General features: G+C 72.1%; 13 protein-coding genes. 11 read left to right on the forward strand and 2 right to left on the reverse strand.

Features of this window, described 5'->3' with window-relative positions:
* The 4 genes from AB4Z01_RS16390 to AB4Z01_RS16405 are packed head-to-tail and all read left to right on the forward strand — an operon-like array spanning position 1 to position 4,376.
* Positions 1-891 (forward strand): polysaccharide deacetylase family protein, encoded by an 891-nt coding sequence (locus tag AB4Z01_RS16390; RefSeq protein WP_441695457.1) that lies wholly within the window; start codon positions 1-3, stop codon positions 889-891.
* The gene (locus tag AB4Z01_RS16395) at positions 888-2,441 is read left to right on the forward strand and encodes a gamma-glutamyltransferase (protein WP_441695460.1); all 1,554 of its coding nucleotides are present in this window, start codon (positions 888-890) and stop codon (positions 2,439-2,441) included. Before AB4Z01_RS16390 ends, AB4Z01_RS16395 begins: the two co-directional genes overlap by 4 nt.
* The gene (locus AB4Z01_RS16400; RefSeq protein ID WP_441695463.1) at positions 2,431-3,417 is read left to right on the forward strand and encodes an ABC transporter ATP-binding protein; all 987 of its coding nucleotides are present in this window, start codon (positions 2,431-2,433) and stop codon (positions 3,415-3,417) included. The genes AB4Z01_RS16395 and AB4Z01_RS16400 overlap by 11 nt, the downstream gene beginning before the upstream one ends.
* Positions 3,414-4,376 (forward strand): ABC transporter ATP-binding protein, encoded by a 963-nt coding sequence (locus AB4Z01_RS16405; RefSeq protein WP_441695465.1) that lies wholly within the window; start codon positions 3,414-3,416, stop codon positions 4,374-4,376. The genes AB4Z01_RS16400 and AB4Z01_RS16405 overlap by 4 nt, the downstream gene beginning before the upstream one ends.
* A gap of 19 nt (positions 4,377-4,395) precedes the next feature.
* On the opposite strand, the gene AB4Z01_RS16410 is transcribed toward AB4Z01_RS16405, so the two are convergent.
* Together AB4Z01_RS16410 and AB4Z01_RS16415 are read right to left on the reverse strand one after the other, a co-directional pair.
* The gene (locus tag AB4Z01_RS16410; protein WP_441695468.1) at positions 4,396-5,760 is read right to left on the reverse strand and encodes an SLC13 family permease; all 1,365 of its coding nucleotides are present in this window, start codon (positions 5,758-5,760) and stop codon (positions 4,396-4,398) included.
* Positions 5,761-5,813: 53 nt separating this feature from the next.
* Complete coding sequence (locus tag AB4Z01_RS16415) at positions 5,814-6,497, reverse strand: GntR family transcriptional regulator (RefSeq protein WP_441695471.1); 684 nt, start codon at positions 6,495-6,497, stop codon at positions 5,814-5,816.
* A gap of 133 nt (positions 6,498-6,630) precedes the next feature.
* Between AB4Z01_RS16415 and mdcA the strand changes: the two genes are divergently transcribed.
* From mdcA to mdcH, 7 genes are read left to right on the forward strand one after another with little or no spacing between them, the layout of a single operon-like run.
* Entirely contained in the window at positions 6,631-8,271 is a 1,641-nt protein-coding gene (gene mdcA, locus AB4Z01_RS16420) for a malonate decarboxylase subunit alpha (RefSeq protein WP_441695474.1), read from the forward strand.
* Positions 8,272-8,277: 6 nt separating this feature from the next.
* Entirely contained in the window at positions 8,278-9,150 is an 873-nt protein-coding gene (locus AB4Z01_RS16425) for a triphosphoribosyl-dephospho-CoA synthase (protein ID WP_441695477.1), read from the forward strand.
* Positions 9,138-9,431 carry a malonate decarboxylase subunit delta gene (locus AB4Z01_RS16430; RefSeq protein ID WP_441695479.1) on the forward strand — a complete coding sequence of 98 codons (294 nt, stop codon included), beginning with the start codon at positions 9,138-9,140 and terminating at the stop codon, positions 9,429-9,431. Before AB4Z01_RS16425 ends, AB4Z01_RS16430 begins: the two co-directional genes overlap by 13 nt.
* Complete coding sequence (locus AB4Z01_RS16435; RefSeq protein ID WP_441695481.1) at positions 9,428-10,273, forward strand: biotin-independent malonate decarboxylase subunit beta; 846 nt, start codon at positions 9,428-9,430, stop codon at positions 10,271-10,273. The genes AB4Z01_RS16430 and AB4Z01_RS16435 overlap by 4 nt, the downstream gene beginning before the upstream one ends.
* Positions 10,270-11,094, forward strand: coding sequence for a biotin-independent malonate decarboxylase subunit gamma (mdcE, locus tag AB4Z01_RS16440; protein ID WP_441695483.1), 825 nt, complete (start codon positions 10,270-10,272; stop codon positions 11,092-11,094). Before AB4Z01_RS16435 ends, mdcE begins: the two co-directional genes overlap by 4 nt.
* A complete protein-coding gene (locus tag AB4Z01_RS16445) occupies positions 11,091-11,849 on the forward strand; it encodes a malonate decarboxylase holo-ACP synthase (protein ID WP_441695485.1) in 759 nt (252 codons plus the stop codon). Before mdcE ends, AB4Z01_RS16445 begins: the two co-directional genes overlap by 4 nt.
* A complete protein-coding gene (gene mdcH, locus AB4Z01_RS16450; protein ID WP_441695486.1) occupies positions 11,846-12,772 on the forward strand; it encodes a malonate decarboxylase subunit epsilon in 927 nt (308 codons plus the stop codon). The genes AB4Z01_RS16445 and mdcH overlap by 4 nt, the downstream gene beginning before the upstream one ends.
* Positions 12,773-12,951: the final 179 nt, after the last annotated feature.

Raw genomic sequence — 12,951 nt, forward strand, 5'->3', positions numbered from 1 at the left:
ATGGTCCAGCCCTGGCCGCGCTACCAATGGCCGGAAGGTCGTGACAGCGCCTTCTGCTTCACCGTCGATGTCGATGCGGATTCGCCTTATCTCTGGCAGCAGCGGGCGCCGGAGGCGACGCGCTCGCTGGGCCAGCTGGAGCAGCGCCGCTTCGGGCCGCGGCTGGGCATCTGGCGGCTGCTCGACTTGGCTGACCGCTTCGGCATCAAGGGCAGCTTCTTCGTGCCCGGCGCGGTGGCCGAGGCCAACCCCGAGCTGCTGCCCGCCTTCCTGGAGCGCGGTCACGAGATCGGCCTGCATGGCTACTTCCACGAGATCGTGGCGCAGAGCAGCGACGCCGAGTTCACCGGCGCGCTGGAGGCGGCGATCGAGGTGTTCCGGCGCCAGACCGGCGCGGTGCCGAAGGGCTTCCGCTCCCCAGCCTGGGAGATGACGCCGCACATGCTGGCGGAGATCCGCCGGCATGGATTCTGGGACAGCTCGCTGGCGGGCGCCGACCACCCCTATGAGATCGACGGCGTGGTCGAGGTGCCGGTGCAATGGGCGATCGACGACGCCGTGTTCTTCAAATTCTCCGGCGGCGGCACCGACCAGTGGCCGCCCGAGGCGCCGGGGCCGATCCTGGAGGGCTGGCTGGACGAGTGGGAGGTCCTGCGCCGCCTCAACGGGCTGTTCATGCTGACCGTCCATGACTGGATCTCCGGCCGTGCCCAGCGGCTGCGGCTGCTGGAGCGCCTGCTGGAGCGGATCACCACAGCACCCGGCGTCTGGATCGCCACGGTCGGCGAAGTCGCGGCCTGGCATGCCGGGTCGGCCAATGCCGGGCGCTTCGTCGCCGCCTCCGACATCCCCGGCCCGGTGGAGCCCCGCCGCTTCGGGCGTACGGCATGAATGTGAGCGCGCGCAAGACCGAGATCCGCAGCCGCCACGGCCTGGTCGCGGCCCAGCACCGTTATGCCGCCGAGGCCGGCGCGGCGGTGCTGGGCCGTGGCGGCAACGCCATGGACGCGGCGGTGGTGGCGGCGCTGGTGCTGAGCGTGGTCGAGCCCTGGCTGTCGGGCATCGGCGGCGGCGGCTTCCTGTTGCATGCCGATGGCTCGAGCGGCGCGGTCTCGGCGCTGGATTTCAACGTCCGCACCCCGGCGGCGCTGAACCCGGCCGACTATCCGCTGGCGGGGGCCGACACCGGCAACTGGTTCCAGTGGCCGTCGGTGGTCGAGGACCGCAACCTGATCGGCGGCCCCTCGATCTGCGTCCCCGGCGCCGTCGCCGGCCTGGCCGCGGCGTTGGAGCGCTTCGGCAGCATCGGCTGGGCCGAGGCGCTGGCGCCCGCCATCGACCATGCCGAGCGGGGGCTGGAGATCGACTGGTACGCCGCCTTCTGCATCTCGATCGAAGCCGCAGCCCTCGGTCGTTTCGCGCCGACGGCCGCGCTGCTGCTGGAGGACGGCGAGGCGCCGAAGGCGGCGGATGGAAAGCACCGCCCGATGTCGGCCAAGGCGCAGATGCTGCGGCGGCTGGCGCAGGAAGGCGCCCGAGACTTCTACGAAGGCGAGATCGCGCGCGACCTGGCGGGCGACCTGGCCGAGGCCGGGTCGCGCATCATCGCGTCCGACCTCGCCGCCTACCAGCCGCGCTGGGCCGAGCCGCTGCGCGGCGCCTATCGCAGCCGGGACGTCTGGGCCATGCCAGGGCTGAGCGGCGGCCCCAGCCTGCTGCAGGCGCTGGACCTGCTGGCGCCGCGCACCGGCTGGGGCGACCGGCCGGACGCTCGGGCGGCGCTGGCCTATGCCCGGGCGGCGCGCGAGGCCTACCGCCGCCGCCTGACCGGCATGGGCCATGCCGGCCTCAGCAGCGATCCCGGCTGCACCAGCCATGTCAGCGTGGTCGACGCGCAGGGCAACATGGTCTCGCTGACCAACACCCTGCTGTCCCGATTCGGGTCGAAGGTGGTGCTGCCCCGCGCCGGCATCCTGATGAACAACGGGATGATGTGGTTCGACCCGCGGCCGGGCCAGCCGAACTCGATGGCCGGAGGCGCCCAGCCGCTTGCGAATATGTGCCCGCTGATCCTGGGCCGCGACGGCCGGCCGGAGCTGGCGATCGGCGCCGCAGGCGGCCGGTCGATCTTCCCGGCCCTGCTGCAGCTGATCTCCTACGTTGTCGATTACGGCATGACGCTGGAGGAGGCGTTCCACACGCCGCGGGTCGATGCCAGCACCCCGACCATCAAGGTGAATGCGGCCGCGGCGCCGGATGTCGCTGCCGCCGTCGCCCGCGACTTCCCCGTGCAGATCGTCGAGGATACGCTGTATCCGGTGAACTTCGCCATCGCCTCCGCTGCCGCGCGCGATCCAGGGACCGGCGAGACGGTCGGCATGGCCCACCCGACCAGCCCCTGGTCCGGCGTCGCGGTCGGAGGACCGGCCGATGCCGACTGAGGCCCCGCCCCTGCTCGCCATCGACGGGCTGCGGGTCGCCATCGGCGGCCGGTCCGTGGTCGATGGGGTGTCGCTGTCGATCCGCCGCGGCGAGGTGCTGGCCCTGGTCGGCGAGAGCGGCTGCGGCAAGAGCCTGACCGCCCTGTCGGTGCTGCGCCTGCTGCCGGCCGCCGCGCGCGTCGCCGGCGGCTCTATCGCCATGGAGGGCACCGATCTGTTGGCACTGGACGAAGCGTCGCTGCGCGACCTGCGCGGCAACCGGGTGTCGGTGATCTTCCAGGAGCCGGTGGCGTCGCTGAACCCGCTGGTCCGGGTCGGCGACCAGGTGGCGGAGAGCCTGCGGCTGCATCGCGGCGCCTCGGCCGCCGCCGCCCGGGCCGAGGCCGTGGCCATGCTGGCGCGGGTCGGCATCGCCGATCCGGAGCGGCGGGCCGGGCAGTTCCCGTTCGAGCTGTCGGGCGGCATGTGCCAGCGGGTGATGATCGCGTCGGCCCTGATCTGCCGGCCGGAGATCCTGATCGCCGACGAGCCGACAACGGCGCTGGACGTCACCATCCAGGCGCAGATCCTGGATCTGCTGAAATCGCTGCGTGCCGAGGCCGGCAGCGCCATTCTGCTGATCACCCACGACATGGGCGTGGTCGCCGACATGGCCGACCGGGTGGCGGTGATGTATGGCGGCACGGTGGTCGAGAGCGGGCCGGTCGATGCGATCTTCGACGCCCCGGCCCATCCCTACACCAAGCTGCTGCTGGCGACCGTGCCGCGGCTGGACGGCCCGCGCCGCGAGGAGCTGAAGACCATCGCCGGCGCGGTGCCGGATGCGGCGAGCTGGCCGCAGGGCTGCCGCTTCCGCACCCGCTGCCCGCTGGCCGATGAGCGCTGCGCCGAGGCGCCGCCGCTGGAGCCGGCGCAGGGCGATCCCGGCCACCTCGCCGCCTGCTGGCATGGCGACCGCGTCGGGGCGCTGGCATGACCCCGCTCCTCTCGGTCCGCGACCTGGCGGTGCATTTCCCGGTCCGCGGCGCCGCCAAGGGCGCCGTGGTCAAGGCGGTGGACGGCATCTCGCTCGACCTCGAGGCCGGCCGCACCCTGGCGCTGGTCGGCGAGAGCGGCTGCGGCAAGTCGACCACCGGCTACGCCATCCTCGGGCTGGAGCGGGCGACGCGCGGCACCGTCGCCTTCGAGGGCCGCGACGTCACCCACGCCGCCGCGGCCGAGCGCCGCGCCCTGGCCGGCGCCATGCAGATCGTGTTCCAGGACCCCAGCGCCGCGCTGGACCCAAAGATGCGGATCGACGCCAGCATCGCCGAGCCGCTGGCGATCCGCGGCACGCCCGGTGCCGAGCGCCGGCGGCGCGTGGCGGAGCTGCTGGACCTGGTCGGCCTGCCGGCCAGCTACGCCCAGCGCACTCCCAACGAGCTGTCGGGCGGGCAGCGCCAGCGTGTGGTGATCGCCCGCGCCCTGGCGCTGTCGCCGAAGCTGCTGGTCTGCGACGAGCCGGTCTCGGCGCTGGACGTGTCGATCCGCTCGCAGATCCTGAACCTGCTGGTGCGGCTGCAGGACCAGCTCGGCCTGGCCTATCTGTTCATCAGCCACGATCTGTCGGTGGTGCGCCACATCGCCGACCGGGTGGCGGTGATGTATCTCGGCACCATCGTCGAGCAGGGCGACACCGACTCCGTCTTCGCGGCGCCGCGCCATCCCTATACCGAGGCGCTGCTGTCGGCGATCCCGCTGCCCGATCCGCGGGCCCAGCGGCAGCGCCGCAAGATCATCCTGTCCGGCGACCTGCCGAGCCCGCTGGCCACGCCCGCCGGCTGCCCCTTCGTCAGCCGCTGCCCGATCCGGGTCGAGGAGTGTGCCGCCATCCGCCCGGCGCTGCGCCCGGCCGAGGGCGGCACCGAGGCGGCCTGCCTCGTCCGAGCGGGATGACGGCAGCCGTGGTGCTGGGCTACAGCAGCCCCGGCACCACCAGCGCCAGCCAGGCCAGCAGCGGTCCGACCACCACGACGATGGCGCTGTAGATCAGCATCTGCCGGAAGAAGGCGTCGCGGTCGATGCCATGGGCGTTGGCCACCACCAGCGCGCCGTTGGTCGAGAACGGGCTGACATCGACGATGGTGGTCGAGATCGCGATCGCCGCCACCATGCCGGGCACGCCGAGATGGCCCTGCATCAGCAGCGGCACGGCCAGCGGGATGGTGGCGCCCAGCACCGCGACCGACGAGGCGAAGGCCGAGACCACGCCGGCGACGTAGCACAGCAGCAGCGCGCCCAGCAGCGGCGCCGCCATGGCCGAGACGCCGCCGCCGACATAGTCGACCGCGCCGGTCTTCTGCAGCACGCCGATATAGGTGATGACGCCGCCGATCAGCAGCACGGTCGACCAACTGATCTTGTCGACCGCGCCCTTCTGCCCGCGCGGGCAGACCAGGGCCAGGACCACGGCGACGCTCATCGCCACCAGCCCGACATTCAGGCTGAAGGCCAGCGAGGCGACGGCCAGCACCACCAGCCCGGTCAGGGTCAGCGCCTGCTCGCGGTCGAGCGCGACGTGATGGTCCTCGCCCTCGCGATGCACGGCTCCCGGCCGGGGGTCGGCTGGCCGCGCCGGCGTGCCGCCATGGCCGCGGACGGAGACCGAGGCGCCGGCCGGCGCGGCGTCGACCAGGCCTTCGAAATCATCGGACGGGCGCCGCACCGGCAGCCGGTGGCCGCCGAACACGAAGAAGATCACCAGCGCCACCGCGGCGTTGAAGGCCAGGCTGGACAGGAACAGCACGATCTCGTCGCCCGGCAGCCCGGCGTTCTTCACCACCTGGTTGGTGATGCCGCCATAGATGCTGATCGGGGAGAAGCCGCCGCCCTGGGCGCCGTGCACCACCATCAGCCCCATCAACATCGGGTGGATCTTGTAGCGGGCGGCGAAGCGCAGCGCGATCGGCGCGATGATGGCGACCGCGCCGGGGCTGACCGCGCCGATGGCGGTGAGCACGGCGGAGACCGCGAACATCACCCAGGGGATGACCGAGATGCGGCCGCCGACCAGCCGCACCGCGTAATGCACCAGCCAGTCGACCGTGCCGTTGTTCTGGGCGATGGCGAAGAGATAGGTGATGCCGACCAGGGTGACGAACAGGTCGCCCGGAAAACCGGCCAGGATCGCGGTCGCGGCTGCGGCCGGGGTCGCGTCCGAGAACACGGTTCCGACCAGGAAGGCCATGGCGAAGCCGAGGGCGCCCATGTTGATCGGCAGGGCGGTGGCGATGACGAACATCACCACCAGCCCGATGATGGATGCGATCTGCGCAGACACGTTTCCTCTCCCGTCGTTCTGGTTTTGCGGTAACCGTGCCGTGCCCCCGGACGTCAGCCCGTCCGGTCGGGCTCCAATGTCAGGAAGCGCGCCAGGGCGCTGCCGGCGTTCAGCATGTGCTCGCGCATGGCGAAGGCGGCCTCCTCCGGGTCGCCGCGGGTCATCGCCCGCAGGATCCGGCCGTGCTCGTCGCGCGACTGGCCCAGGCGGTTGGGATAGCGCAGCTGGGTCCGGCGGAACGGCAGCAGCCGGGCGCGCAGCTGCAGTGCGTGCTCGACCAGGAAGCCGTTGTGGGTGGCGCGGTAGATGCCTTCGTGGAAGGCCAGGTTGAAAGCGTCGTAGCCGGCGATGTCGCCGGACTGCAGCAGCGCCTCGGACGCCTCGTGCAGCTCGATCAGCCGGCCGCGCTCCAGCGCCGTCATCCGGTTGGTCGCCATCCGCGCGCACATCGCCTCGATCTCGGCCGTGACCTCGAACATCTCGGACAGGGTCTCGATCGTCATCGGCAGCACGACGATGCCGCGGCGCGGCCGGATCTCGACCAGCCCGGCGGCGGCCAGGTGGCGCACGGCGTCGCGCACCGGCGTGCGGGAGGCACCGTAGGTCTCGGCCAGCTGTGCCTCGTCCAGCACCGTGCCGGGCGGCAGGCGGCCGGTGGAGATCTCGTCGGTCAGCGCCAGGCGGATCCGCTCCGACAGCGAGGCGCGATCGTCAACGGGCGTATTCTCAGGGACCAAATCCAGAGCCTCCCGTGCACGTTAACTGAATTTAATGGCACAAGCGTATTCCAACATCTTGCCACAATGCAATCTCCGTATTTATATTCGACGGCAGAGACGGTATCTGTATACGCCACCCGCGGAGAGACCGATGGAAGCCGCACGGACCTGGTCGACCCTGGCCTCGCACAAGCAGAGGCGCCTGGAGCGGGCGGCGGCCTTCGCCGACGGTCCGGTGCTGAAGCCGGATCGGATCGGCGACGCGCTGACGGCGCTGCTCGAGCCGGGCGACCGCGTCGCGCTGGAAGGCGACAACCAAAAGCAGGCGGATTTCCTGTCCCGCTCCCTGGCCGCGCTCGACCCCGCCAAGGTCCACGACCTGCACCTGCTGATCTCGACCCTCGGCCGGCCCGAGCATCTCGACCTGTTCGAGCGCGGCATCGCCCGCAAGGTCGATTTCTCCTTCGCCGGGCCGCAGAGCCTGCGCGTGGCGCAGCTGCTGGAGGACGGCAAGCTCGAGATCGGCGCGATCTACACCTATGTCGAGCTCTATGCCCGGATGTTCGTCGACCTGACGCCGCAGGTGGCGCTGGTCTGCGCCGAGCAGGCGGACCGGCACGGCAACCTCTACACCGGCGCCAACACCGAGGACACGCCGACCATCGTCGAGGCCACGGCCTTCCGCCACGGCGTGGTGGTGGCCCAGGTCAACGAGATCGTCGACGAGCTGCCGCGGGTCGACATCCCGGCCTCCTGGGTCGATTTCGTGGTCGAGGCCGACCGGCCCTTCGCGGTCGAGCCGCTGTTCACCCGCGACCCGCGCCATATCGGCGAGCTGCAGATCCTGATGGGGATGATGATCATCCGCGGGATCTACGAACGGCACGGAGTCACGTCCCTCAACCACGGCATCGGCTTCGACACCGCGGCGGTGGAGCTGCTGCTGCCGACCTATGGCGAGAGCCTGGGGCTGAAGGGGAAGATCTGCCGCAACTGGGCGCTGAACCCGCATCCGACGCTGATCCCGGCGATCGAGAGCGGCTGGGTCGAAAGCGTCCACTGCTTCGGCAGCGAGGTCGGGATGGAGGATTATATCCGCGCCCGGCCGGACATCTTCTTCGTCGGCCGCGACGGCAGCCTGCGGTCGAACCGCGTGTTCTGCCAGCTGGCCGGGCAATACGGCGTCGACCTGTTCATCGGCTCGACCCTGCAGATGGATGCGGACGGCAACTCCTCCACCGTCACGCTGGGCCGGCTGGCCGGGTTCGGCGGCGCGCCGAACATGGGCCACGACCCGCGCGGCCGCCGCCACGCCAGCGCCGCCTGGCTCAGCCTGATGACCTCGAAGGCGCCGGTCGCCCGCGGCCGCAAGCTGGTGGTGCAGTCGGTCGAGACCTTCAAGTCGGGCGGCGTGCCGGCCTTCGTCGAGACGCTCGACGCGGTCGAGGTCGGCCGCAACAGCGGCATGCCGATCGCTCCGGTGATGATCTATGGCGACGACGTCTCCCATGTCGTGACCGAGGAGGGCATCGCCTATCTCTACAAGGCCGAGGGCGGCGAGGAGCGGCGCGCTGCCATCGCCGCGGTGGCCGGCGCCACCGAGATCGGCCGGCGGGCGGAGGCGAAGCGGACCGCCGACCTCCGGGCCCGCGGCATCGTCGCCTATCCCGAGGATCTCGGCGTCAGCCGGCTGCAGGCCAACCGGTCACTGCTGGCGGCGCGCTCGATCGACGACCTGGTGGACTGGTCCGGCGGGCTGTACCAACCGCCCGCCCGGTTCCGCAGCTGGTGACCGGCCATGGGCATCACCCTTCCCCTGGCTGTTGAGCCCGCCGCCGCGCTTGATCCCGACACCCTCGCCGATCTCGCCGCCTGGGCGCTGGTCGAGGAGGCGGAGCTGACCCCGAAGCCCGGGCTGGTCGACCGGCGCGGCCCCGGCGCGCATCGCGACCTGGACCTGGACACGCTGCGCCGCAGCGCCCGGGCCCTGCGCCCGGCCTTCCGGGCCATGGCCGAGGCCGCCCGAGGTCGCGTGCCGGACCAGGCGCTGCGCGAGGAGCTGGCCGCGATCGGCCGGGTCGGGGAGATCCACATGATGGCGGCGACCGGCGGCAGCAACACCCATCGCGGCGCGATCTGGGCGCTGGGGCTGCTGCTGGCTGGGACGGCGATCGCCGGTTCGGCCGACCCTTGCCGCATCGCTGCGACGGCCGCCGCCATCGCGCAATGGCCCGACCGCTTCGCGCCGCAGCGTGCAAGCAACGGCGAGAAGGTACGGCAGGCGCATGGTGCCGCCGGCGCCCGCGGCGAGGCGCAGGCCGGCTTCCCGCATGTCGTCGCCGTCGCCCTCCCCGCCCTGCGGGCCAGCCGCTCCGCCGGGGCCAGCGAGACCGAGGCGCAGTTGGACGCGCTGCTGGCGGTCATGGCGTCGCTGGACGACACCTGCCTGCTGCATCGCGGCGGCCGCCCGGCGCTGGAGGCCGCGCAGGCCGGCGCCCGCGCCGTGCTGGCCGCCGGCGGCACCGCGACCCCGGCCGGCTGCGCGGCGCTGCAGGCGCTCGACGCCGACCTTCTCGCCCGCTGGGTCTCGCCCGGTGGATCGGCGGACCTGCTGGCCGCCACCCTGTTCCTCGACCGCATCGACCGGAGCTTCGCCCCATGGAACGCCTGAGCTTCGACTACCCCGCCACCGCGACCGTGCCGAAGCGCGCCCATGTCGGCGTCGTCGGCTCCGGCAATCTCGAGGTGCTGATCGAGCCCTCACCGGACGGCCAGGCCCATATCCGCATCACCACCAGCGTCGACGGCTACGGCGCGGTGTGGCGGGTGGTGCTGGACCGCTTCATCGCCCGCCACGGCGTCGCCGCCGCGGTCGAGATCAACGATTTCGGCGCCACGCCCGGCATGGTGGCGCTGCGCCTGGAACAGGCGGTGGAGGCCACGAGATCATGAACGCCATCGCAACCCGCAACAGCTTCATCGAGCTGACTGCCCGCGACCGCGCCCAGGCGCTGCTGGACGACGGCAGCTTCCGCGAGATCCTCGGGCCGTTCGACCGCCTGGTCTCGCCCTGGCTGCCGCTGCAGGGCATCACCCCCCAGTCCGATGACGGGGTGGTGCTGGCCCGCGGTCGCATCGACGGCCAGCCGGCCGTCGTGGCCGCGATCGAGAGCGCCTATCAGGGCGGCAGCATGGGCGAGGTCGCCGGCGCCAAGATCGCCGGCGCCCTGGAACGGGCGCTGGTCGACCACGAGCGCGGCATCCCAACCCGGCCGGTGATCCTGTTCGAGACCGGTGGCGTGCGGCTGCAGGAGGCCAATCTGGGCCTCGCCGCCATCGCCGAGATCCAGGCTGGAATCGTGGCGCTGCGGCCGCACGTGCCGGTGATCGGGGTGATCTCCGGCATGGTCGGCTGCTTCGGCGGCATGTCGCTGGCGGCGACGCTGTGCAGCACGCTGATCGTCACCCGGCAGGCCCGGCTCGGCATGAACGGGCCGGAGGTGATCGAGCAGGAGGCCGGGATCGAGGAGCTGGATTCCTCCGACCGCAAGCTGATCTGGAGCCTGATCGGTGGCGAGCAGCGCCAGGCCGCCGGCTTCGTCGACACGCTGGTCGCGGATGACGCCGGGGCGATCGCCGACGCCGTGCGAGCCGCCTTCGCCGCCGGCCTGCCGAAGCAGCATCGCAGCGCTGCGGTAGAGCTGTACCGGGCGCGGCTGGCGGCGATCGACCCCGCCGCGCCGCCGACGCCGGAGCAACTGAGAGGCCTGTGGGGCGAGGAGAGCGTGTCATGAGCAACTCATCCGACAGCCGGGGCCGGCTCTGGCTTTCAGTCCTGGCCGGCCCGGGAGCCGCGGTCGAGGGCACGTCGACCGTGCTGATCGCCGACGCACCGCTGGGCGGTGAGACCGCGCGCTTCATCGCCGTGGTGCCCGACCCGGCCAACCGCTTCCCACGGGCCCGGCACGGCGAGGTCGCACTGGAGGAAGGCTGGGGCCTGGCCGCGGCGGTGCGGGCCGTGATCGAGGCCGACCGAAATGGCACCCGGCGCCCGATCGTCGCCGTGGTCGACGTCACCAGCCAGGCCTATGGCCGGCAGGAGGAGATGCTGGGCATCCACCTGGCCTGCGCCGCGGCGGCCGACGCCTATGCCGCGGCCCGGCTGGCCGGCCATCCGGTGGTGGCGCTGCYGGTCGGCAAGGCGATGTCCGGCGCCTTCCTGGCCCATGGCTACCAGGCCAACCGGATCCTGGCTTTGGCCGATGACGGCGTGCTGGTGCATGCGATGGGCCGCGAGGCCGCGGCCCGCGTCACCCGCCGCACGGTCGCCGAGCTCGACCGGCTGGGCGAGCAGATCCCGCCGATGGCCTATGGCATCCGCAGCTACGCCGGGCTCGGCCTGCTGCACCGGCTGATCGAGGGTGTTTCGGCTGAGGCGCCGGACGCTGCGGATGTCGAGCGGGTGCGGGGCGAGCTGACGGCGGCAGTGGCCGACATCCGTGCCGGCGGCACCCGCGACCTGTCCTCCCGCCTGACCTCCCCGGCGGCCCAGCAGGGCCGGGCCGCCTCGATCGAGGTGCGCCGACGCCTGGCCGAGCAATGGGACGTGGCGTGAGTCTGGTCGCAGTTCTTCACAACCCTTCACCTCGTCATCCCCGCGAAAGCGGGGATCTCCTCACGTCTTGGTCGGAAAGGGATTCCCGCTTTCGCGGGAATGACGTCCAAGAGAAAGGGGAGAGTTGTGAAGGGCCTTTTCAACCGCACGACCTGCTGCGGGTCGATCCCGTCGCTGTCGTCGAGTTAATCCGGGAACTGCCCGGCTGGGCAGCGGCGTCGCTAGCAGTGGTGCCCTGGGTCGTCGTGCGTCGAACCGTGTCTTACGACGGCCTGTTCCCGGTCGGCATCCGCGGAGATCGGCGTTCCGAACGCTGCGCCGCCTGGATACCGCCGGGCGCAGTCGTCGAGTGCCGCACACCTGAGGATCTGGCCACTGCCCGAGCCTGGGAGAAGCATCCGCGCCGGACCGAACTTCCGGCTCTGTCTGCGCTCGACGCCGTCGCCGCCCTGCTCGCCGGACTGGAGTGGGGCCCGGCCGGCAGCGTCGGTTTCGAGCTCGCCACCGGCCGTCTCGCGGCGCATTCGGACAGCGACCTCGACATCGTCCTGCGCGCGCCGGGCCGGATCGGCCGCAGCGAGGCCGGCCGCCTGCTGGCGGCCCTGGCCACGCTGCCGGTTCGCGTCGACGTCGCGGTGGAGACACCGCTCGGCGCCTGCAGCCTGGCCGAGATCGCCGCGGGCGGCGCCGTCGTGGTCAAGACTCCCATCGGGCCACAGCTGGTCCGCGATCCCTGGGCCGAGCTGGCGGCATGAGTCTCGCCTTCCTGTTCCCCGGCCAGGGGGCACAGAGCCCCGGTTTCCTGCACCGGCTGCCGGAGCACCTCGCCGTCGCAGCGACGCTGGCAGAGGCCACGGCCGTGCTCGAACGGGAGGTCCTGGAACTGGACGGCGACGCCGCCCTGCAATCGACGGTGGCGGTACAGCTCGGCCTGCTCGTCGCCGGCGTCGCCACGGCGCGAGCCCTGGCGGCGGAGGGCGTCGTCCCGGCCATGGTCGCGGGCCTGTCGGTCGGGTCCTTTGCCGCCGCGGTAACGGCGGGGGCGATCGGCTTCGCCGACGCGCTACACTTGGTTGACTGCCGGGCGCGGTTGATGGAGCAGGCCTGCCCGGCCGGGTTCGGCATGGTGGCCGTTACCGGCCTGCCGCAGCGCCGGGTGGAGGCGATCGTCGCCGAGGCCGGCAAGATCGCCCCCCTCTATCTCGCCAACCTCAACGGGCCGGCGGAGTTCGTGCTGAGCGGCGCCGACGCCGCGCTGGACCGCGCGATCGAGGCGGCGCAGCAGGCCGGCGCACGGCGGGCGGAGCGGCTGGCCGTGGCCGTGCCGTCGCATTGTCCGCTGATGGACGGGGCCGCGGCGGACCTGACGGCGGCGGTCGAGTCGGTCCCGGTAACAGCGCCGCGCATCGCCATCGTCGGCAACCGGCGGGCCCGGATGCTGCGCGACGGTGCCGCGGTGCGGGAGGAGCTGGCGACCAACCTGGCCCATCCCGTGCGCTGGTCCGACAGCGTCACCCTGATGGCCGAGCACGGCGCCACGGCCTTCCTGGAGATGCCGCCCGGCACGGTCCTGACCCGTCTGGCCGCGGCGGAATTCCCCGACCTGGACAGCCGTTGCATGGAAGGTCTGTCGCTGCCCGGCGCCGTGGTATTCACCGCCCGCGCCGGAGAGCGGTGACAGCGCCTGCAAAGGACGCCTGTCCTCGGAGCCTCCGGCCCACGCAGTGATCACATCTTCGGATCGTGCCTGGTAGGCTGCCTGCATGCGCTGCGGTTCCACAGTTGCCGCGAATGACGCAGTATCACGCTGCGAGGACCGTCGGTGTCTTACCCGGCCAGTCCCGGTCCCATCCCGTC

Source organism: Inquilinus sp. YAF38, assembly GCF_052113205.1.
In the GTDB taxonomy this organism is placed as follows: domain Bacteria; phylum Pseudomonadota; class Alphaproteobacteria; order DSM-16000; family Inquilinaceae; genus Inquilinus.